This window comes from Bacillus cereus, assembly GCF_025917685.1.
In the GTDB taxonomy this organism is placed as follows: domain Bacteria; phylum Bacillota; class Bacilli; order Bacillales; family Bacillaceae_G; genus Bacillus_A; species Bacillus_A cereus_AT.
In genome coordinates this window covers 576,582-602,184 of record NZ_CP089518.1, presented here as the reverse complement: position 1 = coordinate 602,184, position 25,603 = coordinate 576,582, and the positions used below count along the sequence as shown (strand labels likewise).

Below are 25,603 nucleotides of genomic sequence, written 5' to 3'. Positions count from 1 at the left end.
CGTTTTTATTCTTCCTCGTTTACGTGTTCAAATGCTTGCTCGAAGATATGAATTACATGTTGATCAGCCAATGAATAATAAACTACCTTTCCTTCTTTACGGTTCTTTACAAGCTTTGCTTGCTTTAATACACGAAGCTGATGTGAGATTGAAGATTGCGTCATTCCTAATAAATAAGCTAAATCACAAACACACATTTCAGCTTCAAATAATGCATGTAATATTCTCGTACGTGTACGGTCACCTAATACTTTAAATAATTCTGCTACTTTACTTAAACTTTCATCCGTCGGAATTGTTTGCTTCACTTGATCCACGATTTCCTCATGAATTACCGTTTGAGAACAAGTTTCCTGCGGTGTTTCTACTTTATTTTCAGCCATTATAGCTCACCTCTTTAATTGAACATATGAACAACTGTTCATATATCTTATACTTTTATTATATGAGCGCCTACTCATATGTGTCAATAAAATCCGAAAGATTTTTTTGACAATTCCGTTCACATTTCAACATGCACATATCAATATTCTCCGCATCCATCATACTCTTCATACAAAAAGGATGCACGAAAACTATCGTGCATCCTTCTCTTATTTAACCCACATTAACTGCCCGTAAAAGCCCGATTGGTGAAGGCTAATAATCAGTGAGGATGAAGCCACCCACTGATTAAAGTTTCACTTTATTAACTTTCACTGCATCCACAATTAACGAAGCAAATTCTAATTTACCATCTTGATTTCTATGATCAAAACGTTTCGATCGATAAATGAATCCTTTCTTTTCATCCCAATCATTATAATGAAACTCACCATTCTCATCACAATATTCTAAAACCCTCACTTGAAAACCTGCTGATTCAAACATGGACGTGATCGTTTTATAGTTATGAACGATTTTGTGGCTTGCTGCTGGATGATCTAATGGACCTGGTCCGCCTACTTGTACACCTTCCTGATATTCTTCATCTGGAAAAAATGCATCTGGCACTGCACAACGAATATATCCATCCTCCGTTAAAAACTCATAACAAATTTTTGCCGCTTCGATTCCTTCTTCGTACGATAAATGCTCCCATACATGTTCCGCTAAAATTACTGATAAAGAATTAAGCTGAAATTTATTAAGCCACGTTGCTCTTTTTAATAAATTTAATTCTTCTTCATTCGTATGTAACCAACCAGGGTTATTATTGTATCCCTCTGCTCCAACGACAACTTTTATATCTTCTTTTATTCTCATTCTTACACCCCTTTTGCATATTACGACATACAAAATTCTACAAAACCATATCCATTCCCTTTATATTTACATAATAAAAAGCCTTGCGCGTTCCCTAGACGCACAAGGCTTACTATCTTATATCCCTTTTATTTAGCTTTTTTTAATTAGCTTTTTCTAAACTATCTTGCGAACTTCCATCGTCTTTTAAATGACTATGTTTTTTCGAATAAACAAAGTATACAACCACTCCGATTGCTAACCAAATACCGAAGTAAATCCATGTTGTTAATGGTAAATTTAGCATTAAGAATAGACAGCATGCAACTGAAATAATCGGTAAGATTGGTACAAGTGGTACCATAAATCCACGTTGTAATTTCGGATGTGTTTTACGAAGAATGATGACAGTTACACCAACCATCGCAAATGTTAATAACGCTCCAATATTCGCTAAATTCGACAATTCTTTTAAATCGATAAATCCAGCAATTAAAGCACTACCAATTCCTGTTAACCAAACTGAAAATGTTGGTGCTTCTGTCTTCTTGTTAATTTTCGCAAAAGATTTTGGTAATAAACCGTCACGGCTCATTGCGAAGAATACACGTGTTGTCGCATAAATGTAAGCGAAAATTACAGCCATAATACCGATTACAGCTCCAATAGCGATTACACCAGCCACTTTATCTTGCCCTACAACCTCTAGTACATATGCCATCGCTTCTGGTACATCTAATTCCTTGTAAGAAACCATACCTGTCATAACGAGACAAACTACAACATAAATGATTGTACAAATAACTAACGAAGCAATAATACCAATCGGTAGATCACGTTGCGGATTTTTTACTTCTTCAGCAGAAGTTGCTAATGCATCAAATCCTAAGAAAGCGAAGAATACTGCTGCTCCTCCGGCAAAGACTCCACTTAAGCCGTACGGTGCAAATGGTATCCAGTTTTCTGGTTTCACGTAGAATACACCAACTGCAATGAATAAAACAACAATACCAATTTTAATTAATACCATTATGTTATTCACACGCTTACTTTCTTTCGTACCTCGTGATAATAACCAAGTTATAACCAACGTAACGATAATTGCCGGTAAGTTCACCATACCACCTTGCGATGGAATCGTTAACAATGCTTTTGGAATTTCAAGTCCCAATCCACTCACTAAATTATTGAAATAACCTGTCCATCCGCCAGCTACTGCGGCAGTTGTTACGACATATACGGATAACAATGTCCATCCCATTAAATGGGCAACAAATTCACCAATTGTTGCATATGAATATGTGTACACACTACCTGAAACAGGAAGTGTAGATGCAACCTCCGCATAACATAAAGCTGCAAATCCACAAACGATTGCTGCAATCATAAATGAAAAAATAACTGCTGGACCAGCATCTCTTGCTGCTACTAATCCCGTTAATACTAGAACTCCTGTACCAATTATCGCACCAATCCCTAGCATTGTTAGGTCAAATGCCCCTAGCGTTTTCGTCAAAGTTTTACTTTTACTTTCCCCTAACAATTGCGTAACGGATTTCTTTTTGAATAGGTTGGCCACGATGAATGCCCCCTTTTACCAAGAAGAGCTAAGAGGTATTATCTCTTAGCTCTTATCATGTTGTTTTATATATTGTTCGATTTTGTTTTGTATAATGCTTCTATTAGCAAGATACTGTTTCTGCTTCTAATAATTCTTTAGCACCTTTGTACTCTACACCGTGAGCTTCTGCAACTGCTTCGAATGTTACGTAGCCATCTAATGTGTTAATACCTTTTAGTAATGCAGAGTTGCCTAGGCAAGCTTCTTTGTAGCCTTTGTTAGCAATTTGTACTGCATATGGTACTGTTACGTTTGTTAATGCAAGAGTTGATGTACGTGGAACCGCACCTGGCATGTTTGCAACTGCATAGTGAACAACGCCGTGTTTTTCATAAGTTGGGTTATCATGAGTTGTAATACGGTCAGTTGTTTCGAAAATACCACCTTGGTCAATCGCGATATCTACAACAACAGAACCTGGTTCCATTGATTTAATCATTTCTTCTGTTACAAGTTTTGGCGCTTTTGCACCTGGGATTAATACTGCACCGATTACAAGATCAGATTCTTTTACAGCTTCTGCAATATTGTAAGGATTAGACATTAAAGTTTTTACTTGGTTTCCGAAAATGTCATCTAATTGACGAAGACGTTCTGCACTTAAGTCGATGATTGTTACATCCGCACCTAGTCCAACTGCAATTTTAGCAGCATTTGTACCAGCTTGTCCACCACCGATAATTGTTACTTTACCACGTTTAACCCCTGGAACACCTGCAAGTAAGATACCTTTACCGCCTTTGTTTTTCTCAAGGAATTGTGCACCGATTTGTGCAGCCATACGACCAGCTACTTCACTCATAGGTGCAAGTAATGGTAGAGAACGGTTTTCTAATTGTACTGTTTCATATGCAATCGCGACAACTTTCTTCTCGATTAACGCTTTTGTTAATTCTGGTTCTGGAGCTAAGTGTAAATATGTGAATAAGATTAAACCTTCGCTGAAGTGTTTGTATTCGCTTTCAACTGGTTCCTTAACTTTCATAACCATTTCCATGTTCCAAGCTTCTTCAGCTGTATCAACAATTTTCGCTCCTGCTTCAACATACTGAGTATCTGTGAAACCAGATCCTAAACCTGCACCCTTTTGAATGAATACTTCGTGATTGTTACGAATTAAATGTACAACACCTGCTGGTGTCATTGCCACACGGTTTTCGTTGTTTTTAATTTCTGCTGGTACCCCAATACGCATAATGAAATGCCCCCTTATAATTAACAGAAAAAAGGAATTCTTTTTTCTTTTTGTAATAATTAATAACTTATGTCCTTATTCTAGCATAACTTAAAAGTTATGAAAACGCTAACATACTATTTTTTTAAAGTTTATATATTTAGAATAGTGTAAATATACGAAACATTGATTCTGTTGGGTTATTTGTACCATCGCATTATCTATCACTCTATTTACATTATATCCATTCAAAACGCATAGTAATTATTTATTATTTGACAATAATGTAACAATGCAAAAAAACTAAGTAGTTACGTATACATATACACTTATTACTTTGTACAATACTTTAGAAATATATTCTTTTCATAAAAAAAACAGCTACTAGCATTTAGCCAGCAGCTGGATAACTTATAAATAACTTTGAGAATAAATCTTCTGTCGTTTCAGAAATTTTATCAAACATGTCACTTTCACGATCTTCTTGCTCTTTTAACATCTTAATTGTTTCGCGTGCGTCTTCAGGGTAATCGGTAATGATACCATCCACGTTTAACTTATAATATGCCTTTAAACTTTCCATATCATTTACTGTCCATACGTAAAGTGGTTTATTTAGCTTTCTCGCTTCTTTCACTAGGCGTTTATTTAACATATATTCTTCTGCTACATAGAAATCCGCCTGTACATTCTTTAAATTAGCCCTGCTTGCAAACAATACATACCCTACTTTTATATCCGGATTTGCACGCTTAAACTCTTTAATAAGCGGATAATGTAACGTTTGAATTACACATTGTTTCTCAAAATCGTTCTCTTTAATTGTTTTTAGTACTTTCTTTACGAAATCCTTCTCATTACCGTGAAGTTTCACTTCTATATTAAGTTTTATTTTGCCTTTTGCAAGCTTAATGATCTCATCAAGTGTACTTATTTGTCCCGAGAATCCATCTTGACTAAGAGTAAGCTTTCTTAGCTCATCCATCGTCAAATCCGATACATGCACATTCGCATTCGCAAGACGTTTCAACTTCAAATCATGTATGACCGCTAGTTCGCCATCTTTCGTTTGCAAAACATCTATTTCTGCATAGTCTGCTTTTGCATCAATGGCACCTTGTACTGCTTCTTTCGTATTCTCTACACCTTTTGATATATATCCACGGTGCGCCATAATAATTGGTTCTTTATATGTGTTTGAAATAAAGGTCACAATGAAGGCAACGATCATTCCAGCAGTAATAATCCCCACGATATATACACCAATAAATTTCCAACGGTGTTTTTTAAAGAAACATTTATCTGCTTTTGTTTTTGAATAATCTAATCCTTCTTCTAATAAAACATCTTCAACCGAAACTTTCTGTAAGTATAATCTTGTTAACGCCATAATATAAAACGGCGTCATAATGAAGCTGAATAAATACAATGTACTCGTTAAGAAGACTGAAATCGTTGACTCCGCTAATAGCGCAAATGTCCCTTCTGGGTTCGTAAATTCGTATACGCCCCATAAACAGAGTAAATACACTCCTATAAATAAAAGAAAGACCATTCCTACAGAGATGAAAACTCCTACTAAAAAGAACAACACTTTAAAAAAGCTTTCTTTTACTAAGTTCGCACTTTTACGTGCTGCCGTGCGAAATGGTTTTTCTTCTAATACAATAATAGGTAACACAAAAATCCAACGAAGATTTAAATAAGCAACTACAGCAAAGAAAGCATAATAGCCAACCTGACCCATTGTCGTCTTAAATAGTTCACCTGTAATAAAATTAGGAATTTGAATTTCAGGAATTAATGCAGATTTATATCCCATACTTAATAGCGGTAATAGCACAACTGCATACAACACAAATCCTGGTAAGCAATATGTAAAAAGAGAAGGTAAATACGTTACTGTTTTATACAAAATCGGACGTAATCTTACCTTTTGCCTTTTATGAGCGAAATACGAAATAATAATAAGCACTGCAAATTCCGTAAAAATAAGAAACAATGCTAGTATCGATAAAATTACAATCGCCAAAATCCCATATGGTGTTTTCAAAAATGCTACTAATTCATCATTTGTCGCATTTGCATAACCACCAAAGTACAATAACTTATTGAAAATAATACCTAAGAGGGGGATAAATACGATTGCAGCTAACAATTTATAGACGAGCTGAAATGTTAGCACATTCCAAAAAGCAAATTGTACAGTTTGAAAGGAATGTCTCATTACTCCTGGTATAGATAGTCTTTTACGGTGTTGCATATATTCCTCCACATTCTAAAACTATATTTGAGATGGATTCCACATTTCCAATTTCAATCCATCTTTTTAATAATAATATATTCCGCTTAACATGAACACTCTTATACATATAATGAAAAAAGTGATGGCTACTTCCATCACTTTTTTCACTCACTCTATTTTTTCTCTAGTCCTTGTCCAAATGCTTTTAAGAAACTAAAACCAAATGTTATCGCCCTGTTGATATCTGGATCTTTTAATACCTTAAAGAAATCCATCACTTTTGTTTTTTTTCCATTTTTCAGCTCATCCGTTGCAAATTGTAATCCAGTGACTAAACTAGATGTTATTTGTTTCGTTATTTCTGGGTCCACTGAAGATAACACCTCTCCCGCCCCCATCATATTGTTTAATGCATTTTTTACTGGTTCACGATTTAATTGTTCAACAGCTATTTTGGAAACATCTTCTTTTGCAGCAAGTAAACTAATCGCTGCATCTAAAATTCCAGCTTTTTGCAACTGTCCTAATAGCTGCATCGTCTCTTCTACTGCTTCCCTATTTTCAGCTAGCTCATTTAACAGTTCATCTGTTACTTGCTGTTTCTTTTCTTCTTCTGTTACGACCTTCTTTTTTATTAAAGTAATCTCTTTTGCCATGATCTCCGCCCCCTAATTCTGGTCCACAAGTGATACGTATTGTTTTCTTTGCCACTTTTGCTCAATTTCAACACCATTTTGCGGATGACGTTTTTTATCTCTCGGGTTTGAAGATGGTAACGGACGATTCCCTTTTTCACGTAATACGCGTAGTTTCACCATCGTTTGTTTATAAGCTGGTGTACAAGTATAAATGTCTGTTGCTGTCCCTGTTAAAATATTGATTGCCTCTTCATTTACTGTCGCATGCATTGGCAAATATAACTCATTTCCAGTTACACGATCTGTAACAAGCGCTTGTACTTTAATCTTTCCAAATGGTGATGCTAATTCTACAAGACCGCCATCTTTCACATTGCGTTCTTTAGCAAGTTCAGGTGAAATTTCAACAAATACTTCAGACACTTTAGATAAAATGCCAGCTGACTTATTCGTCATATTTCCTTCATGGAAATGCTCTAGCATACGGCCATTATTTAATAGTAAATCATACTCATCTGGTGCTACTACTGGTGGTACCCATTCATCTAATGATAAACGAGCTAGCTTATCCGGGAAGTTAAATCCATCTACATATAATAATGGTGTATCGCTACCATCATGGCTACCCCAACATAAACTATTCCAGCCTTCTAAACGGTCATACGTTGCTTGTGAGTATAACGGGGCAAGCGATGCAATTTCATCCATAATTTCACTTGGACTTCCATAATTCCAGTCTCCGCCCAGTGCACGAGCTACTTTTTGTAAAATCCACCAATCTGGCTTAGAATCACCAAGTGGCTTCAATACTTCATACAATCTTTGAATACGGCGTTCTGTATTTGTAAATGTTCCTTCTTTTTCTAAGCTTGGTGCTGCCGGTAAAATAACATCAGCAAAACGAGCTGTTTTCGATAAAAACATATCTTGAACAACGAGGAAGTCTAAATTCGCTAAAATATGTTGTACATGGTTGGCATTTGAATCTACTAAAGCCATTTCTTCTCCCATAACATACATACCACGCAGTTTTCCTTCTTCCGCTGCTAGTAACATTGCGATATTATTTAGTCCCGGTTCTTTCGGAATGGTAGTACCGTATGCTTTTTCAAATTTCGCACGATGCACATCATCCGAAACTGCTTGATAACCTGGAAGCCAGTTCGGTAATGTTGCCATATCACAAGCGCCTTGTACGTTATTATGTCCGCGTAACGGATACGCACCTGCACCAGGACGACGATAGTTGCCCGTAACAAGCAGTAAATTTGAAATTGCAGCTGACGTTGTACTTCCTCCTGTATTTTGAGTTACACCCATTCCCCAAAGTACACAAGTACCATCTGCTTCATATACCATACGAGCCATCTCTTTAAGGTTATCTTTAGAAATCCCTGTAATTTTCTCAGTATAATCAAGCGTATACTTTTCTAGCATTTTGCTATATTCATCAAAATTCTTTACATTTTCAGCTATGAACTTTTTATCATGCCAATCTTGATCAATAATATATTTCGTAATACCAGCAAGCCATACATAATCCGTTCCTTGACTCGGGTGAACAAATATATCAGCACGCTCTGCCATTTCATGTTTACGAAGGTCTGCTACAATCAATTTTTGCTCGTGTAATTTATGAGCACGCTTTACTCTAGTTGCAAGTACAGGATGACCTTCTGTTGGATTTGCACCAACAATAATAACAAGACCTGCTTCAGCAATATCTTTTACTGTTCCAGCATCCCCACCCATACCGACAGTTTTAAATAAACCGTCTGTCGCTGGAGATTGGCAATAACGCGAGCAGTTATCTACGTTATTCGTTCCATATATTTGACGGGCTAGTTTTTGCATAAGGTAGTTTTCTTCATTTGTTACTTTAGAAGAAGAAATAAAACCAAATGCGTCGCTACCGTATTCTGACTTAATATGTTGCATATTAGATGCAACAACTTCAAGAGCCTCTTCCCATGAAGCCTCAACAAACATATCCCCTTGGCGAATTAACGGTTTTGTAATACGCTCTTCACTGTTTACAAAATCCCAACCAAATTTACCTTTTACACATGTAGAGATACCATTAACCGGTGCATCTGAAACAGGTTGTACTTTTAAAATTTGACGATCTTTCGTCCATACTTCAAATGAACAACCTACACCACAAAATGTACAAACTGTTTTTGTTTTATTAACTTTCGTCTTACGCATCGCAGCCTCTACTTCTGAAACCGCTAAAATACTGCTATATCCAGGTTCTACATCTTTTACAAAATCAATCATTGGATCCAACACATCTGGTTTTAAACCTGTCATAAATCCTGCTTCACCCAGCATTGTTTTTTCCATTAACGCATTACATGGGCATACTGTTACACATTGCCCACAACTCACACAAGATGAGTCATTTATACTTACACCATTGTCCCAAATAACACGTGGACGGTCTAAACTCCAATCGATTGATAACGTTTCATTCACTTGTAAATTTTGGCATACTTCTACACACTGTCCACAAGCAATGCATTGATTTGGATCGTATCGATAGAATGGATGCGATGTATCCACCTCGCATGCACTTACTTTCGGTTCATACGGATATTTCTGTTCTTCAATCTCCATCATATGTACTGTATTATGGATTTTACAGTTACCATTATTGTTATCACATACTGTACAATACAATAAATGATTCTCTAATATTCGATCCATCGCCTCAGTCTGCGCCTCTTTAGCACGCTGCGATTGTCTTTCAATATGCATACCATTCTCTAGCTTAGTTGAACAAGCACGCATTAACTTCCCATCTACTTCTACAATACATGTATCACAGGTTTGAATAGGATCTACCTCTGGTACATGACAAATTTGAGGATGTTCTAAATTACTTTCATTAAATAATTGGAGTATCGTCTTTTCACCTGATGCAAAAAGTTCTTTACCATCAACGGTTACACGGACTGTCTGTTCTGTCATAGTTTCCCCTCTCCTTACAACTCACTGTACAATACGATTATGAATCCGTTTTCAAAAACGTATTTCTGTACATATTTTTGAAACGCTCTGTTGAAATACTTTTCTTATGAAGTCGATTCTCGATGTTATAAGGTATAGCTACGCAAGCTTGAAAATGTCACTATTCTACTAATCTATTATATCGTACATATACAATAATAACCAAAATAATCTGCCATCTTTCTGATAGTAGATGCTTTTATTTTTCCGATGTTTTATGATAAATATGGGGAAAAATACATATAAAGGGGAATTTAATATGGGGCCTACTCAAGAAACGTATACAATTGTACGCTATCAATCCGGTACATTTTCAAAACAAACTGATGATGTTGTGACAGAATTTCCTATTACAATTAAGTTGAATGGCGAAGAATACGTAACGGTTGTATGTACTCCTAATTACATTGAGGATATGGTAATTGGTTTTTTAATTTCTGAAGGAATTCTTTCTTCTTATAAAGATATTGAGGAATTATGGGTTCAAAAGGAAAACGGAATTGCCCATGTAAAATCATCAAAAATTAATCCACTCTATCAAACTTTATATAATAAAAGATACGTAACTTCTTGTTGCGGAAAAAGTAGACAAGGTTTTGTTTTCGTCAATGATGCCGCAAAAGCAAAAAAGTTACACGATATACATATATCTATTACTCCCGAAGAATGCTTTCACCTAATGACTTCCTTACAACAATCTTCAACTACATTTCGCCAAACAGGTGGTGTGCACAATACCGCGTTATGCGATCGAAAAAATATTCTCATATCAAGAATGGATATCGGAAGACATAATGCACTAGATAAAATATACGGTCATTGTTTACGGAACAATATATCTGTTCAAGGGAAAATCATCGCGTTTAGCGGACGAATCTCATCTGAAATTTTGTTAAAGGTTTCAAAAATTGGTTGCGAAATTGTCCTATCTAAATCAGCTCCAACTAAACTAGCATTGCAACTCGCTCACGATTTAGGCATTACCGTAGTAGGATTCATTCGAAATGAATCTTGCAATATTTATACACATCCAGAACGAATCGATGGTTATCAATCGAATAATTAAAAAATACCTCCTCAATTGAGGAGGTATTTTAGTTATAAAAATGTAATATATATAACACTTGAATAGTTAATAAAGTTAATATACAATTTCATTACATAAATAAAATGAAAACATAGTAGCATATATCTTTTCATTCTTTTACAAATTAAGAAAGAATAATCACAGAATGTATTTAGCTACCCTTATTCTTATAAGAGTTAATGGATTAAATTAGGATCAACCAAGGAGGTTACAACTATGGAAATTCGCTTATTAACAACAGAGGACGCAGAAATTTATTTGAAAGTTTGTATGGAAGGTTTAACGAAAAACCCTGAGGCTTTTAGCTCTTCTTATGAAGATGTTCTTAAACATGAAAACCCTGTCGCTGCCATGGCAAAGCGATTAAGTAATCCGGATAAGTATACTCTAGGTGTCTTCAAAGATAATGATTTAGTCGGTATTGCTACTCTAGAAACAAAGCCATTTATTAAGCAAGAGCATAAGGCAAAAATCGGCTCCGTTTTTGTTTCTCCAAAAGCACGTGGTCTCGGTGCAGGACGAGCTTTAATTAAAGCGATTATTGAAAATGCCGATAAATTAAATGTAGAACAGCTCATGCTTGATGTTGTTGCTGATAACACTGCTGCAAAAAAATTATATGAGTCTCTCGGCTTCCAAACTTACGGCGTGCAAGAACGGTCCTTAAAACATAATGGCCAATATTGGGACGAAGAGCATATGGTTTTATTCTTAAATAATTAACATTTTAATATAATTTTTCAAAAGCATCTTCTTATTAATTAAGATGCTTTTTTCATTACAACAATGTAATCTTCATGTCACCTTTATCGATCGTTCCAATCCTTTCCATTCGTTATACTAAAAATATAAAGTGAAGCTTTACTCAGTTGGGAGCTCCATCCCCCACTGAATTTTGAGATGGGAGTCTTACTGCCCGCAAATAGCGGGATAAAGTGAAACTTTACTCAGCAAAGAGGATCCATCTCCCGCTGATTATTAAATGAACGTATAGCATGATGCAATTGATATGTAGAGGAGAATATGACATGAAACAAAACAAACGAGCTATCTTTTTAATATGTGCTACAGCAATTGTAACTTCTGGATTAGCAATTTTACCTTGGTTTATTATATAGAATACATAAAAAAAGCTTATTGCTCCTTAAGAGGCAATAAGCTTTTTTTCTATTATAAAATCCCGAAAAATTTATTTACACAACTTATCATAATAAGCATAGATACCGCAACACACATTACAACCGCATTACGATCTTGCTTTTCTTTTTGTAAATGCTCTACTTTTTTACTCATGTGTACAATCCCCTTTTAAAAAAAGTGTGAGATAGGAAATTTTTCTTATCCGATGCGAGGTGAATACGAAAACCCTCTCTATCTCACATACACAATAGAATGGAATTGTCATTTTATAAATAAAATGACATGACGTTATGTCGCAACATAGGGTATTTGTGTCGCTACGTTTTCTATTATAAAAAATAGTTGTGCAAAACTAGTGCATTTTTTATGTCAATTGCCCTGATTGAAAAAATCAGCCATCCATTTAATCACATAAAAAGAGTTTTTTATTATTTTCATGTAAACTATACAAGTAGAATGAATAGTTTGGGGTGCACAAGATTATGGTGAAAATTTTATTGGTAGACGATGAAGAACGTATGTTACGATTATTAGATCTGTTCTTAAGTCCTCGTGGCCATTTTTGTATGAAAGCTACTTCTGGCCTTGAAGCGCTAGAATTAATCGAACAGAAGGACTTCGATATTATTTTATTAGATGTTATGATGCCAAATATGGACGGGTGGGATACGTGCTATCAAATCCGTCAAATTTCCAACGTTCCAATTATTATGCTTACAGCTCGCAACCAAAACTACGATATGGTCAAAGGCCTAACAATGGGAGCAGATGACTATATTACAAAACCATTCGATGAACATGTATTAGTCGCGCGAATCGAGGCTATATTACGCCGCACAAAGAAAGACGGCTTTGTTAGCTTCAATGGTATTGAGTGGGATAAAACGAAACATACTGTTACAGCTTATAATGAAAAAATCTCACTAACTCCTATTGAGTTTTCGTTGCTCGGACTATTTTTACAAAATACAAACCGTGCTTACAGCCGAGACGATTTAATCGAGAAGATTTGGGGCTATCAAACAGACATCGAATACAGAACTATCGATTCACATATTCGTAATATACGGGATAAGTTACGCAAAAAAGGATTTCCAGTTGAAGATTACTTAGAAACTGTCTATAAAGTCGGATATAAATGGAAAAGTGAATAATTAATTTGGTCAGTCGATAATAGTATACCACTGATCCTTTATCCTGCATTAATGGGCAATAAGGCTCCAATTAATGCAGGATAATAATCCGTGAAATCTCCAAAGTTTCACTTTATATAAAATAAGGTATGGTGAGAAAATGAGTAAACTTTCCCTTAAAATTGGGACATACTTTTTAATATTAGCTTTATGTATTGAAACAATTGCTTTCGTATCTTTTTATAAAAGCCTTTCAAAAATGCGGGTTGAAGAGGAAACAGTTGCTCTATTAGAGAAAGGTAATCGGTATCGTGACAAAATTGTAAACCGTGCAAAATGGAATGAACATTCTAAACAAAATCCAAACATTGAACGTCCTAAACGCCCTTGGTATCAAGAGTTCACTATCGAGCATGCAGCTGAAGAATTAATTGGCTCAGAATTAATTGCTAATACCGATATCACTATCATTATAACTGACAATAACGGCAAAATCATTTCCACCTCAGAACCCGTAACGAAAGAAATGCAAAAGCAACTTACTTGTAAAACGGAAACTATTCCTAAAAACGGGTTGATTGTAGAAAAAAACTGGAAAAAATCGAAATTCATCTCAACAGTAAGCCCACTTGAAATAAATGGATTTCAAGGTAACTTACATATGTTATTAAAGACATCTTTCTTAGAAAATATGTTACTTAAACTCATGGATCAATTTATTATCATTAGTATTTTGACAATTATTTTAACAACTATTTCTGTCTTTGTTTTTTCTCGGGTTATTACAGAACCTCTTATAAAGATGAAAAGAGCTACTGAAAAAATGTCCAAATTGAACAAGCCAATTCAATTAGGAATTAAACGAAATGATGAACTTGGAAGCTTAGCAAAAACTATTGAAGATTTATCTAGTGAACTTACGTATATGAAAAAAGAACGAAATGAATTCCTCGCTAGTGTCGCTCACGAATTATTAACTCCATTAACCTATATGAAAGGTTATGCGAAGGTAGCAAAGAGAGACTCTTTAACGAAAGAAGAACGTGAAGAATACTTACAAATCATTGAAGACGAAACAGATAGTGTAACCGATCTTGTACAAGATTTATTTATGCTTGTACAATTAGAACAGCACCAATTTGTTATAAAAAAACAAAAAATGCTTCTTAGACCATTTTTAGAGCGAATGGTTGAGAAAACAAAAACAACATTAACGAACAAACAAATGCAAATTCATGTATATTGCAAAGAAGATTTAGAAGTTTGTATAGATGAAAGGCGTATGGAACAAGTGATGTTAAATTTATTACACAACGCTTATCAACATTCGCCAGAAAACACTTCTATTACAATACGTGTACTAACCAGTGTGAATACTTTTACAATAAGTGTACAAGATGAAGGTGAAGGTATTCCAAAAGAAGATATCACACACATTTTCGATCGCTTTTACCGTGTCGATAAATCTAGAACAAGGGCTACAGGCGGAAAAGGTATTGGACTAGCTGTTGCAAAGGAAATTGTAGAACTTCATAATGGTTCTATCGAAGTTAAAAGCGAATTAGAAGTCGGAACAGAATTTATAATTGAATTACCCTTTGAATAATATATGCGGAAAATCACCAGTAGTAGTCAGCACTACTGGTGCTATTTTATTTATAAAACCAGCTCATATAAGCTAAGCTTTTGAAATTATTTTTATTTCAATATAAAATATAGGTACAACTGTAAAAGATTTGGAGGGTGATATAATTGGATATCCATGTATTAACAAAAGACGAAGCAGAAATTTACTTAGAACTTCGAGTAGAAGGATTAAAACAAAACCCGGAAGCTTTCAGCTCTTCTTATGAAGATATTATTAATAAAGAGTGTGCTATTGAATATAAAGCCCAAAAATTAGCACAAGATGAGAACTATACACTAGGTGCATTTAAAGATGGAGAATTAATCGGAGTTGCAACACTGGAAACGAAACCATATGTAAAACAAGAACATAAAGCGAAAATTGGTTCAGTATACGTGTCTCCAAAAGCACGCGGACTTGGAGCAGGAAAAGCACTTATTAAGGAATGTCTTGAACTTGCTAAATCTCTAGAAGTAGAGCAAGTTATGCTCGATGTTGTTGTTGGCAACGATGGTGCAAAAAAACTTTATGAGTCATTAGGATTTAAAACATTTGGTGTGCAGGAACGTTCATTAAAATATAACGGACAATATTGGGATGAAGAGCATATGGTTCTTTTCCTAGATGAAGAAAAATAATAAAAAACATCCTCCATTTATGAGGATGTTTTTTTACTTCCTTGTAAACCATGCTGTATATAATAATTGAATAGCCTCTTCAATTTCTTCCTCTAATAAAGTCGCAAATCCAAGCAATACTGTATTTTCGGGGGAAGTCCTTTCCTTATAATACATCGAAACAGGATATACTTTAATACTCCTCTCAGCTGCAGCTTCCACTAACTCTTTCTCTTCCATCCCATTATGCACTTTTAATAAAATATGTAGGCCAGAGTCCTCTCCTATTACTTCAACTCCATTAGAAAAATATTTTTCTATTACCGAAACAAGACGGTCCCTCTTCTTTCGGTACACAACACGCATTTTATGAATATGTTTTTCCCAATGCCCATCATTTAAAAATTTCTTAATGACCTCTTGATCCATTCTTGAAACGCTTTGTGTATAAAATAAATATTGCTCCTGATACTGCTTAATGAGCGGTTTTGGCAACACCATATAACTCATCCGTAATGATGGCAATAGCGCTTTAGACAGCGTACCCATATAAATTACTTTCCCATCTCTATCTAACCCTTGCAGCGCCGGAATCGGCTTTCCTGAATATCGGAATTCACTATCATAATCATCTTCAATAATATATCTTCCTTCTTCTTTTTTCGCCCATTGTAAAAGCTGCATTCTTCTCGTAATTGGCATAATCATCCCGCAAGGAAACTGATGCGAAGGTGTAACAAATACAACATTTGCATGGCTATCAGTTAACTGTGACATACAAATTCCATCTCCATCTAAAGATAACATTTGGACATTTTGTTCCCCTTGCTCAAAAACAACCATTTTCCGATGGTACCCAGGATTCTCAACTGCATAACGACTTCCCTTTAACAGCTGAAATAACATTTTTACTAATATTTGTGTACCCGCTCCTATTACAATTTGACTAGCTACGCATCGTACACCTCTAGATTCATACAAATAGCTCGCGATTGCTTCTCGTAAACTTACCTCCCCTTGCGGATGTCCAATAAAAAGTAAATCTTTATTTTCAAATTGCCATACCTCATTCGTAATTTTTCGATATGCATGAAACGGAAAAGTATTAGTATCCACACCCGTTTGAGTGAAATCAAATTTATACTCCTTATCTTGAAAAGGCGCTTCTCCTATTACCTCTTCGCTACCTTCCGCATGAATCATTTGCTCGATTTCACATGCAAAATATCCTTTTCTAGAAATCGACTCAATATATCCTTCCGCAAGAAGTTGCTCATAAGCAGCTTCAACTGTATTTTTACTCACTTGTAAATATGTTGCTAGCTTCCTCTTAGCCGGTAATTTCGTAAAAGCCGGAATCGTTCCATCTTTGATCTCTTTTTTTATATACTCATACAATTGTACATACAATGCCGTCTTACTATTTGCATTCAAATTAGGCGTTAATTCTAACACAATAACTGACCCCTCTCAAAAACACATAACTGATACTTTTTACAGTACCAGAAGTTCTATATAATTCCTTTTATCATGTAACGCATTAATAATCAAATACTAGAGAGGAGATGCATGATAATGAACAATGATAGACGCATTGGACTTATGATGATTATTACAGGAGCTACCCTATGGGGATTATCTGGTCCCATGATTCAGTGGCTGTTTCAACATACTAACGTATCATCACTTGATTTTTTAACAATTCGGCTGTTGCTCGCTGGAATATTCATTTTATCTTTCTTACTTATTAAAAAACAAAACATATTTCACATTTGGAAACACCCTAAACACTTTATACAGCTTATAATTTTCTCTATTCTTGGCATGCTTGGTGCGCAGTACGCTTTTATCGAAACAGTTCATATTAGTAACGCTGTCACAGCAACACTATTTCAATTTCTAGGTCCTGTTCTTATTACAATTTACGTTGCGCTTGAGCAAAAGAAATTCCCTGCTTCTATGCAAATAATCGCAATTATCACTGCTCTAACAGGGACATACTTTATTATTACAAACGGTTCAATTGAAAATATTGTTTTATCTAAAGCCGCTATTACTTTTGGCCTATTAACAGCGATTGGTTTTGCGTTTTATACCCTTCATCCGGCTTCTCTTATTAAAGAATGCGGAACAACTATAGTAATTGGCTGGGGGATGTTAATTGGAGGGATTGCACTGCTTATTTGTAATCGTTCTTTTGGATGGAATCAGATTTCGCAAACTTTCACACTTCAAACTTTTTCTATGCTTATTCTTATCATTATAAGCGGCACTCTTTCTTTCCTTCTTTATATCGGTAGTCTTAAATATTTAGCAGCAACAGAAACGAGTATTTTATCTAGCATTGAACCACTTGTAGCTGCCATCGTTTCAATCGCTTGGCTAAATGAATCTTTTGGAGCATATCAATTATTAGGCGGAGTATGTATCGTTCTTTCTGTTATTTTCTTAACAATGCCTCAAAAAGATAGAGAGCCAACCTTTTCAACTGAACAAATATAGAAAATGTCAAAAGAGGTCGTACAAAACTTACGACCTCTTTTTATGATTTAAAGGAATTGTCCCGCCTGCTAGCAAATACAATTACACTAACAATAAAAATTAGGAGTGTGGCACCATGAAAAAAATCGGAACTATGCTACTTTTCTCCTTCCTCATTACTGGCTGCGCACAAGTGCAACCAGATTCAAATGTACCTAAAAAAGAAATACTAGAAACGTCATCCTCTCAAATTAACGCACCTTCCTTTTTTCATCTTAGTGTTTTAAAAGATGTAAATTGGGAAGAAGCACCTTCCTTTACAGAGGGGAAGATGCCCTTAAAAGGCATTGAAGGAAAAATTGCAATGGCTGATAGCTCTATTATCGCAAATGAACAAAATGAAATAATGTGGTTCTTCCTAGATCCTGAAATGCCAACTGGAAAACTATCTATTATCGCGTTAAAACAAGGAACTACAACTCCAACACCAGTACTCTTTCAAAAAGAAACTTCCAAACAAACTTGGACTACTTCAAATACAGTCGATACAACCATAAAGGAACTCCCTCTCGTAATGTCACTACCTTCCTCTGGATTATGGGCATTAAATATATATGTGAATGAAAAATATTATGATCAGTTTGTAATTAACGCCGAATAAAGTGACAAAACTGAAACACTTCCTTACAACAATGTAATTTCTACGTCACGTACTTCGATAGTTGGATTATCTCTCTTCTCCTATACTTAAAGTAAGAAATGAAGCGAGGAGAGATGAGAGATGAAAAAAATGATAGAAGTGATCGTAGCAGTAACTGAGGTTTTAGTAAATGGTAAACAAGTTGCAATGGAATTAAATAAATAATGAAAGGGGCTTGAATAAATTTACACTTCTTCATTGTTTTGATTTCTTATCTCAAAAAAAGCAGTGCCTTTTTAAGGCACTGCTTTTGACTATTTATAACTTGGCATTTTCGTAATTTGTGCCACTCCTGAATCAATGGCTGCTTTTGCTACTGCTTCTGCAACACTTGGAACAACTCTTTTATCCAATGGATTTGGAATTACATAATTCGCATTACGTTCTTCGTCCGTAATTATGTTAGCGATCCCATATGCTGCCGCTAATTTCATCTCTTCTGTAATATCAGTCGCACGAACATCTAGCGCACCACGGAATATTCCAGGGAACGCCAATACATTATTTACTTGGTTTGAATAATCCGAACGTCCAGTTCCTACTACAGCTGCCCCAGCTTCTAATGCGTCCTCTGGAAATATTTCTGGAATTGGATTCGCCATTGCAAACACAATTGGTTTCTCGTTCATCGTCTGTATAAGTTCTTTCGTTAATACGTTTGGAGCAGATACACCGATGAAAATATCAGCTTGATGAATCGCTTCCTTTAATGTGCCACGTACATATTCTCGATTTGTCTTCTTTGAAACTTCGATTTGCGCTTCGTTCATCCATGTTTCACCTTCACAAACAATACCTTCTAAACTAACTAACGTAATGTGTTTTGCACCAGCTTTTAATAATAATTTTCCAATTGCAATTCCTGCCGAACCCGCACCGTTAATAATAATTTTCACATCGTCCATTTGTTTACTTACAACTTTTAATGCATTAATAACAGCTGCTAAAACAACAATAGCCGTCCCATGCTGATCATCATGAAATACAGGAATATTCGTTTCTTCTTTTAATCGTTTTTCAATTTCAAAACAGCGTGGTGCTGCAATATCTTCTAAATTAATACCTGCAAATGTAGGCTCTAGATTTTTCACAAGGGTAACGATTTCATCCACATCAGTCGTACCTAAACATAGCGGGAAAGCATCTACATTCGCAAACTTCTTAAATAAAATACTTTTCCCTTCCATAACAGGCATAGCCGCTTTCGGTCCAATATTTCCTAAACCAAGTACTGCTGTTCCATCTGAAACAACTGCCACCATGTTCCCTCTTGCTGTATAGTCATACGCTGTTTCTTCATCTGCCGCAATTGCTTTGCAAGACTCCGCTACACCTGGTGTATAAGTCAGGCTTAAATCATCCGCTGTATTTACTTCTACCTTACTTGTAATCTCAATTTTCCCTACTAACTCTTTATGCAATAACAATGATCTTTCATTAATTTGATTTTCTAACATACTTATAATCTCCCCTTAATTTGACAAGCTAGCTATATGAATATAGCTAGCTTGTTTAATCATGAAAACATTGTTAATAAGATTGTTGCTATTACAACCATTGCTGCCCCGCCTAAACGCGTCGAAATTTGTGCGAACGGCATTAATTCCATACGATTTGAAGCTGATAAAATAGCAACATCTCCAGTTCCACCTAAACCGCTATGACATCCAGTTACAATCGCTGATTCAACTGGATACATTTTCATCACTTTTCCTATAAGAAAACCTGACGCTACCATTGTAAGAACAACCGATGCACAAACAACAACATATCCTACAGAAAGAACTGCCGCTACGTCTTTTAACGGAATATATAGCAATCCTAATCCGACCATTAGCGGCCAAGTTAAATTCTTTGAAATAAATTTATATAAATGGAATGCACCTTGCTCCATTTTTGCTGGCATTAATTTAAAGTATTTCACAAGTGCTGCTGAAAAAATCATAATGATTGCTCCTGGAATACCGATAAACTTAGAAGCAAACCCTCCGAAAATAAAGAATGTACATGCAATCAATAACCCAGCTCCCATTAATGAGAAATCAATTGGTTTTTCTGTATTTTGCTCTTTTAATAACTCTGCTTGATTATCTGTTTTTACTAATACACCATTCCCACTAAGCTCGGGTCTCTTCTCACCTAAACGCTTCATATAACCTGCGCTCACAATTGCAAACATATTTCCGATAATAGCTGCTGGAATAAGCTGTGATACAAATGTTGCTGATGATTCATTTAAAATATCACCGTAAGCTAGTGATAACGGTAAAATCCCTTCCCCAATACCACCACTCACAATTGGCACGATGATAAAGAAAAATGTCTGCTTCATTTCAAATCCAAATAGTGAGCCTACTAATAAGCCTACTGCGATAGAAGCTAACGTTCCTACTACTAAAGGAATAAACATGCGAATGAAACCTTGTACCAATACTTTACGGTTCATTCCTAAAATACTTCCCACTACTAAACAAGAAATATATAAATACAAAAAGTTCGATTTTTTCATTAACATAGTCGCAGCTTCCATTGAAGCTGGATTCATCCAGTTGAAAAATACAAGTAACGATGGAATAAATAACGAAAGAATTGCTGGACCACCGATGTTTTTTAGAATTGGAATTCTCATCCCAATGTCACCTAAGAAAATCCCCATGATCATAATAACTGCAAATCCACCAATCATATCTGCTGGCAATTTATTATATACAGATGCCCCATAAATAATAGCAGCCAATACTACATATAACGGTAAAGGTATTACACCGATTTTTACATTCATAATTTTAGAAGCGAAAGATTCCCCTTGTACTTCGTTTTCCTCAGAAAATGATACCGCTCCCACGTTCTTTTGAATCCCCATATGGCACCCCCTTGTTTTCTTAATAACAATATTAAAACGCTTTCAATATTAAAAATAGTTTTTGTAAGTTTTGTAACTATTTTTGTAATTAAAAAAAGTATAAGCGACCTATAATAAGTCGCTTATACGTAAAAATCTATTTTATTCCGGTCAATACACCTTAATTTACTCACCGGTCTTCCCACATTTTGATACACCATTTCATTCTCTAATACTCCGATTTCAGTCAAAAACATTACATACTTTCGAATAGAGACTCTTGAAACTCCTACTAATTTCGCCATTTCATCAGTTGTAAATGCTTGTCCATTAAGCGATTCGATTTTCTGCCAAATGAGTTGCAATGTTTGCTTTGTTAATCCTTTCGGAAGCTCTTTATAGTCAAAGGACTCTCTTTTTTCTTTTTGTAAAATTAACGAATCTAATTCCGATTGACTAATTTTTTGTTGTTCTTTCATGAAAGTAAGTTTTTCTCGATATATAGTTAATGCATCTTTAAATCGTTCAAATGTAAATGGTTTAATTAAATAATCTACTACGCCATATTGTAATGCTTTTTTAATACTCCCCATATCATGTACAGCTGAAATCATCATAATATCGATTTCTTTTTCTTGATTCCGAATATACATTAAAAGCTCAAACCCAGTTTCTTCAGGCATAAAAATATCAAGTAAGACTAAATCTATTCGTGATTTCTCTAATACTTCTATCGCCGATTTTACTGAGTTAACTGCTTGAACAAGTTCAAATCCTCCCACTTGCTCTAAATAATGTGTATTTAACATTGCTACCATCGGGTCATCTTCTACAATTAAAACTTTAATCATATTTGCTTCTCATCCCTACCTTTAGGTATTTCAATTGTTATCGTTGTTCCCTCTCCTAATAAGGAGGAAATGTGAATCTCCCCATTTATTCGCTGTATACTTTCTTTTACAAGATACAAACCATAACCGCGATTATCCCCTTTTGTGGAATAACCTTTTGTAAATAATGCATCCACTGCGGCTTCTTCTATACCTTTCCCCGTATCTTGCACTGTAATAGTTAATGCATTCTGATATTGTATCCCAACTTCAACTTGTTTCTTTTTGCAATGTATCACTGCCTCTAATGCATTATCTATTAAGTTCCCTACAATCGTAATAAGTTCATGAGTAATACTTTCATCATATATTTCCGGCAAGTAAGAATCTTCACTTATAATTAACTTTATATTTTTCTCCCTAGCATAGCTAAGTTTACCTAGTAAAAAACCAGCAAATACTGGACTTTTTATTCTTTTCATAACCCCACCAATTTCATATTGATGCTCTGATACCATGCCGCTTATATACTTTTGTAATTCTTCATATTGTTTCATATGTGTAAGCCCTAATACGACATGCATCTTATTCATAAACTCATGAGATTGTGCCCGTAATGCTTCCGCATATAGCCTAATACCAGTTAGTTCCTCTGCTAGTTTTCTAATTTCTGTTTTATCACGAAATGTTGCAATCGCGCCAACTATTTCTCCTTTTACATATAAAGGAACACGATTCGTCACAATCGTAATTCCGTAAATATTTTGTTCTTCGTTTAATTGTACCTCTCCCGTTTGTAATACTTCTTTTATACGCGAATTAGGCATATACAACTCAACGTCTTTACCTATAAAATCTTCTTCAAGTCCACTTTTTTTAAATAGACGTTTCGCTTCATTATTAATTAACGTTACTCTCGCTTCTTTATCTACAGCAATAATGCCTTCCTTTACAGATTGTAACATCGTATTTCTTTCTTCAAGAATTTTCGCTATCCTGTGCGGCTCAAGACCGAATAAACTTTTCTTTATATGTCTAGCTAGCAATATTGCTCCTATAATTCCGACTAGTACTCCAACTCCGACACCGATATAAATAATATGTCTACTTTCCTTAACTCTCTCTTTTACATTATCTGCCGAGATACCAACGGCTACCGCTCCAAGTTGTTCACCTGTTTCAGAAAATATAGGTACAAACACTCGCATTGAAATACCTAACGTTCCTTCTGCTAGCGATACATGTTCCTTTCCTTTCAAAGCAGGCCCTTCATCTCCCCCAATAAAATGATGACCTATTTTTTGAGGATTTGGATGTGATTTTCTTATTCCATTCATGTCCATAACTACAATAAATTGAACACCTGTGTTTTTTAATATTCTATTTGTATACGTTTGAATTGCAGAAGTATCTGCTTTCCCAATCAAACCATCGATTACAATCGAATCATTAGCCACAATATGTGCAATCGTTTTCGCTTTCTCTGCCTGGCTATCCTCCGTTGTCCGCTCTACATTATGACTAATTAATATATCTGTAACAAGTAAAGAAAAAATTACAACTGTACAAACTAGCAATGTAATCGTTTTCCATAAATTCCATAGTTTTTTTCTTTTTTTCATCCCACTAATGACTCCCCTAATTGCTGAATAGAAAAATAAGTAAGGTGATATTATTTTCACCTTACTTATTTGCTGTTATTATACTTTAAATTTACTAATCATTTCTTGTAGTTCTTTTCTTCATCCATCAAATTAACTTATTTTTCTACAGCCGCTGCACTCTTCGTTATTTCAACAACTTAGAAAACAATACATAATAATAACATGTATTATTTTGCTCAATTATGCATTTTTGCATATTTAGTTATTTTTAAAAAGATTAAATTACAAAATAAGAGAACCCCATATAGAAGTTCTCTTGTTTCATATCACTTTCGCTTCTGAAAAATACCTTTCACAAAACTTTCTTTATGATCCGTGTAATTCTTTATCCCGGCTGAATGCTTCTTAGCATAATCTAATTTTAAATTTATATACTCTCCCTTTGCTTCCTCGTTTGCACTCAAATAATCTCTGAAGAAGATTAAATTATTCCAAATCCCCTTTTCATACTCTACTAAATGAATATAATGTGTGCGTTTTTGAAAAGTAGAATCAGTAAACTTTGCAAAGATAATTTCACCAGGTCGTTCCACCTTTAATCGTAAAAAACCTATAGATTTAAAACCATCTATAATAGATTTTCCTACTGCATTTAAATCATCTACAGCTACTAATATGTCTATAATTGGCTTGGATACCATACCTTCAATAGCCGTACTGCCAATGTGCTCAATACGATTCGCCTCTATATGCATATTTTCTTGTATTTCATGTTTCACTTTAGAAAATTCTTTTTTCCACTCATCTGTATAACTCATTAACTTAATTTCGTCACCCGTTATGCCTAAGTCCATACCCCTTTTCCTCCTAATTTATTTTGAGCTTTTCACATAACTAATCGCTTGGCTCCCCATTTGTACCCACGCCTTTTCAAAATCTTCTCTCGATACACTGATATTCGGGCTTTCATTAAGTGGATCTTGAATATATACAGACTCCTTATCATATCCAACAAGAACAACACAATGTTCATTATAAGTAATAGAAACATCTCCACCATTTGTTTCCCATATAGTGAATTCATCCTCATCTAGCGGTGCATATGTTGCATTCGTAATCATTACTACCGGTTGCCCATTACTTACACTCTTATAAAGTTCTTCAATACTCTTCCCTGTTAAGTCCACAGCTTCATTCGGTAAATATTTTTTCGCTAATTGAAAAAGTGGTCCATGATATACACCATATCCCGATTCAGAAAACGTATAAATGTTCCCCACAAATCCTTCATTCGGATTTCCTCTTACACCATCGTCTAAAAAATCTACCTTTTTGATGTCACTCGCTAATTTCATCTTATCTACAGAAACACCCGCATATTGTAACATCATCGCTAAACTTGTTACTTCGCAGCCTCTATCTAACTCCGGTAATTGCTGAATTAAAGGCACATTTGATAACATGACTTTTTCATCGTTATTACTAAACTCTATTCGTTTTTGACTTTGTACACTTGAAAATAGTAACCTCTTTACTTTCTCCACATAATTTGTAATTCCATTTGTATATGCACCCCATACCCCTATACATAGTAAGGCCATACATATATACCACTTCCATTTTCGTAT

The 25,603-nt window shown here is 35.0% G+C and carries 22 protein-coding genes; 7 read left to right on the top strand and 15 right to left on the bottom strand.

Annotated elements, in window-relative coordinates:
- Positions 1-5 precede the first annotated feature (5 nt).
- The 7 genes from LUS72_RS03045 to fdhF all read right to left on the bottom strand — a co-directional run bounded on the left by LUS72_RS03045 (position 6) and on the right by fdhF (position 9,875).
- Complete coding sequence (locus tag LUS72_RS03045; RefSeq protein WP_000829678.1) at positions 6-383, bottom strand: ArsR/SmtB family transcription factor; 378 nt, start codon at positions 381-383, stop codon at positions 6-8.
- A 289-nt stretch (positions 384-672) separates the two neighbouring features.
- Positions 673-1,245: a class I SAM-dependent methyltransferase gene (locus LUS72_RS03040; protein ID WP_071743814.1), complete on the bottom strand. Its 573-nt coding sequence runs from the start codon at positions 1,243-1,245 to the stop codon at positions 673-675.
- Positions 1,246-1,387: 142 nt separating this feature from the next.
- Positions 1,388-2,803 (bottom strand): amino acid permease, encoded by a 1,416-nt coding sequence (locus LUS72_RS03035; protein ID WP_071743815.1) that lies wholly within the window; start codon positions 2,801-2,803, stop codon positions 1,388-1,390.
- A gap of 103 nt (positions 2,804-2,906) precedes the next feature.
- Positions 2,907-4,040 (bottom strand): alanine dehydrogenase, encoded by a 1,134-nt coding sequence (gene ald, locus LUS72_RS03030; RefSeq protein WP_264448598.1) that lies wholly within the window; start codon positions 4,038-4,040, stop codon positions 2,907-2,909.
- A gap of 370 nt (positions 4,041-4,410) precedes the next feature.
- Positions 4,411-6,282 carry a glycerophosphodiester phosphodiesterase gene (locus LUS72_RS03025; protein WP_264448597.1) on the bottom strand — a complete coding sequence of 624 codons (1,872 nt, stop codon included), beginning with the start codon at positions 6,280-6,282 and terminating at the stop codon, positions 4,411-4,413.
- 155 nt (positions 6,283-6,437) lie between these two features.
- Positions 6,438-6,920, bottom strand: coding sequence for a helical membrane plugin domain-containing protein (locus tag LUS72_RS03020; RefSeq protein ID WP_097832282.1), 483 nt, complete (start codon positions 6,918-6,920; stop codon positions 6,438-6,440).
- Positions 6,921-6,932: 12 nt separating this feature from the next.
- Complete coding sequence (gene fdhF / locus LUS72_RS03015; protein ID WP_097832281.1) at positions 6,933-9,875, bottom strand: formate dehydrogenase subunit alpha; 2,943 nt, start codon at positions 9,873-9,875, stop codon at positions 6,933-6,935.
- Positions 9,876-10,173: 298 nt separating this feature from the next.
- On the opposite strand from fdhF, the gene fdhD reads away from it, so the two are divergent.
- Positions 10,174-10,980, top strand: coding sequence for a formate dehydrogenase accessory sulfurtransferase FdhD (fdhD, locus tag LUS72_RS03010; RefSeq protein WP_097832280.1), 807 nt, complete (start codon positions 10,174-10,176; stop codon positions 10,978-10,980).
- A 237-nt stretch (positions 10,981-11,217) separates the two neighbouring features.
- Positions 11,218-11,724 (top strand): GNAT family N-acetyltransferase, encoded by a 507-nt coding sequence (locus LUS72_RS03005; protein WP_097832279.1) that lies wholly within the window; start codon positions 11,218-11,220, stop codon positions 11,722-11,724.
- 447 nt (positions 11,725-12,171) lie between these two features.
- Here LUS72_RS03005 and LUS72_RS03000 read toward each other — a convergent pair whose 3' ends face one another.
- On the bottom strand, positions 12,172-12,294 hold the full coding sequence (locus tag LUS72_RS03000; RefSeq protein WP_002125145.1) for a hypothetical protein: 123 nt from the start codon (positions 12,292-12,294) through the stop codon (positions 12,172-12,174).
- A 329-nt stretch (positions 12,295-12,623) separates the two neighbouring features.
- On the opposite strand from LUS72_RS03000, the gene LUS72_RS02995 reads away from it, so the two are divergent.
- The 3 genes from LUS72_RS02995 (at position 12,624) to LUS72_RS02985 (ending at position 15,539) form a co-directional block, all read left to right on the top strand.
- On the top strand, positions 12,624-13,295 hold the full coding sequence (locus LUS72_RS02995; RefSeq protein ID WP_097832278.1) for a response regulator transcription factor: 672 nt from the start codon (positions 12,624-12,626) through the stop codon (positions 13,293-13,295).
- A 139-nt stretch (positions 13,296-13,434) separates the two neighbouring features.
- Positions 13,435-14,880 carry a HAMP domain-containing sensor histidine kinase gene (locus LUS72_RS02990; protein ID WP_097832277.1) on the top strand — a complete coding sequence of 482 codons (1,446 nt, stop codon included), beginning with the start codon at positions 13,435-13,437 and terminating at the stop codon, positions 14,878-14,880.
- 146 nt (positions 14,881-15,026) lie between these two features.
- Complete coding sequence (locus tag LUS72_RS02985) at positions 15,027-15,539, top strand: GNAT family N-acetyltransferase (RefSeq protein ID WP_000351210.1); 513 nt, start codon at positions 15,027-15,029, stop codon at positions 15,537-15,539.
- A 33-nt stretch (positions 15,540-15,572) separates the two neighbouring features.
- Here LUS72_RS02985 and LUS72_RS02980 read toward each other — a convergent pair whose 3' ends face one another.
- A complete protein-coding gene (locus LUS72_RS02980) occupies positions 15,573-16,973 on the bottom strand; it encodes a MocR-like pyridoxine biosynthesis transcription factor PdxR (RefSeq protein ID WP_097832276.1) in 1,401 nt (466 codons plus the stop codon).
- 120 nt (positions 16,974-17,093) lie between these two features.
- Here LUS72_RS02980 and LUS72_RS02975 point away from each other — a divergent pair, with 120 nt between their 5' ends.
- Positions 17,094-18,020, top strand: a complete 927-nt coding sequence (locus LUS72_RS02975; protein WP_097832275.1) for a DMT family transporter — start codon at positions 17,094-17,096, stop codon at positions 18,018-18,020.
- Between the two features lie 115 nt (positions 18,021-18,135).
- On the top strand, positions 18,136-18,660 hold the full coding sequence (locus tag LUS72_RS02970) for a DUF4871 domain-containing protein (protein WP_097832274.1): 525 nt from the start codon (positions 18,136-18,138) through the stop codon (positions 18,658-18,660).
- A gap of 293 nt (positions 18,661-18,953) precedes the next feature.
- Here the strand turns inward: LUS72_RS02970 and LUS72_RS02965 are convergent, their stop codons facing one another.
- The 6 genes from LUS72_RS02965 to LUS72_RS02940 form a co-directional block, all read right to left on the bottom strand.
- Entirely contained in the window at positions 18,954-20,156 is a 1,203-nt protein-coding gene (locus LUS72_RS02965; RefSeq protein ID WP_097832273.1) for an NAD(P)-dependent malic enzyme, read from the bottom strand.
- 59 nt (positions 20,157-20,215) lie between these two features.
- On the bottom strand, positions 20,216-21,562 hold the full coding sequence (locus LUS72_RS02960; RefSeq protein WP_097832272.1) for a 2-hydroxycarboxylate transporter family protein: 1,347 nt from the start codon (positions 21,560-21,562) through the stop codon (positions 20,216-20,218).
- A 122-nt stretch (positions 21,563-21,684) separates the two neighbouring features.
- On the bottom strand, positions 21,685-22,392 hold the full coding sequence (locus LUS72_RS02955) for a response regulator (RefSeq protein ID WP_097832271.1): 708 nt from the start codon (positions 22,390-22,392) through the stop codon (positions 21,685-21,687).
- The gene (locus LUS72_RS02950; protein ID WP_097832270.1) at positions 22,389-23,993 is read right to left on the bottom strand and encodes a sensor histidine kinase; all 1,605 of its coding nucleotides are present in this window, start codon (positions 23,991-23,993) and stop codon (positions 22,389-22,391) included. The genes LUS72_RS02955 and LUS72_RS02950 overlap by 4 nt, the downstream gene beginning before the upstream one ends.
- A 308-nt stretch (positions 23,994-24,301) precedes the next feature.
- Positions 24,302-24,829, bottom strand: coding sequence for a GrpB family protein (locus LUS72_RS02945; RefSeq protein WP_097832269.1), 528 nt, complete (start codon positions 24,827-24,829; stop codon positions 24,302-24,304).
- 18 nt (positions 24,830-24,847) lie between these two features.
- A complete protein-coding gene (locus LUS72_RS02940; protein WP_141533465.1) occupies positions 24,848-25,576 on the bottom strand; it encodes a C39 family peptidase in 729 nt (242 codons plus the stop codon).
- Between the last annotated feature and the right edge of the window lie 27 nt (positions 25,577-25,603).

What these genes read in the sequence shown, in the direction of transcription:
- LUS72_RS03000 (WP_002125145.1), bottom strand. Translation starts at nt 12,294, where the DNA reads ATGAGTAAAAAAGTAGAGCATTTACAAAAAGAAAAGCAAGATCGTAAT.
- fdhF (WP_097832281.1), bottom strand. Translation starts at nt 9,875, where the DNA reads ATGACAGAACAGACAGTCCGTGTAACCGTTGATGGTAAAGAACTTTTT.
- LUS72_RS03040 (WP_071743814.1), bottom strand. Translation starts at nt 1,245, where the DNA reads ATGAGAATAAAAGAAGATATAAAAGTTGTCGTTGGAGCAGAGGGATAC.
- LUS72_RS02995 (WP_097832278.1), top strand. Translation starts at nt 12,624, where the DNA reads ATGGTGAAAATTTTATTGGTAGACGATGAAGAACGTATGTTACGATTA.
- LUS72_RS02970 (WP_097832274.1), top strand. Translation starts at nt 18,136, where the DNA reads ATGAAAAAAATCGGAACTATGCTACTTTTCTCCTTCCTCATTACTGGC.
- LUS72_RS02965 (WP_097832273.1), bottom strand. Translation starts at nt 20,156, where the DNA reads ATGTTAGAAAATCAAATTAATGAAAGATCATTGTTATTGCATAAAGAG.
- LUS72_RS03020 (WP_097832282.1), bottom strand. Translation starts at nt 6,920, where the DNA reads ATGGCAAAAGAGATTACTTTAATAAAAAAGAAGGTCGTAACAGAAGAA.
- LUS72_RS02990 (WP_097832277.1), top strand. Translation starts at nt 13,435, where the DNA reads ATGAGTAAACTTTCCCTTAAAATTGGGACATACTTTTTAATATTAGCT.
- fdhD (WP_097832280.1), top strand. Translation starts at nt 10,174, where the DNA reads ATGGGGCCTACTCAAGAAACGTATACAATTGTACGCTATCAATCCGGT.
- LUS72_RS02960 (WP_097832272.1), bottom strand. Translation starts at nt 21,562, where the DNA reads ATGGGGATTCAAAAGAACGTGGGAGCGGTATCATTTTCTGAGGAAAAC.
- LUS72_RS02975 (WP_097832275.1), top strand. Translation starts at nt 17,094, where the DNA reads ATGAACAATGATAGACGCATTGGACTTATGATGATTATTACAGGAGCT.
- LUS72_RS02950 (WP_097832270.1), bottom strand. Translation starts at nt 23,993, where the DNA reads ATGAAAAAAAGAAAAAAACTATGGAATTTATGGAAAACGATTACATTG.
- LUS72_RS03005 (WP_097832279.1), top strand. Translation starts at nt 11,218, where the DNA reads ATGGAAATTCGCTTATTAACAACAGAGGACGCAGAAATTTATTTGAAA.
- ald (WP_264448598.1), bottom strand. Translation starts at nt 4,040, where the DNA reads ATGCGTATTGGGGTACCAGCAGAAATTAAAAACAACGAAAACCGTGTG.
- LUS72_RS02945 (WP_097832269.1), bottom strand. Translation starts at nt 24,829, where the DNA reads ATGGACTTAGGCATAACGGGTGACGAAATTAAGTTAATGAGTTATACA.
- LUS72_RS03045 (WP_000829678.1), bottom strand. Translation starts at nt 383, where the DNA reads ATGGCTGAAAATAAAGTAGAAACACCGCAGGAAACTTGTTCTCAAACG.
- LUS72_RS02955 (WP_097832271.1), bottom strand. Translation starts at nt 22,392, where the DNA reads ATGATTAAAGTTTTAATTGTAGAAGATGACCCGATGGTAGCAATGTTA.
- LUS72_RS02940 (WP_141533465.1), bottom strand. Translation starts at nt 25,576, where the DNA reads ATGGCCTTACTATGTATAGGGGTATGGGGTGCATATACAAATGGAATT.
- LUS72_RS03025 (WP_264448597.1), bottom strand. Translation starts at nt 6,282, where the DNA reads ATGCAACACCGTAAAAGACTATCTATACCAGGAGTAATGAGACATTCC.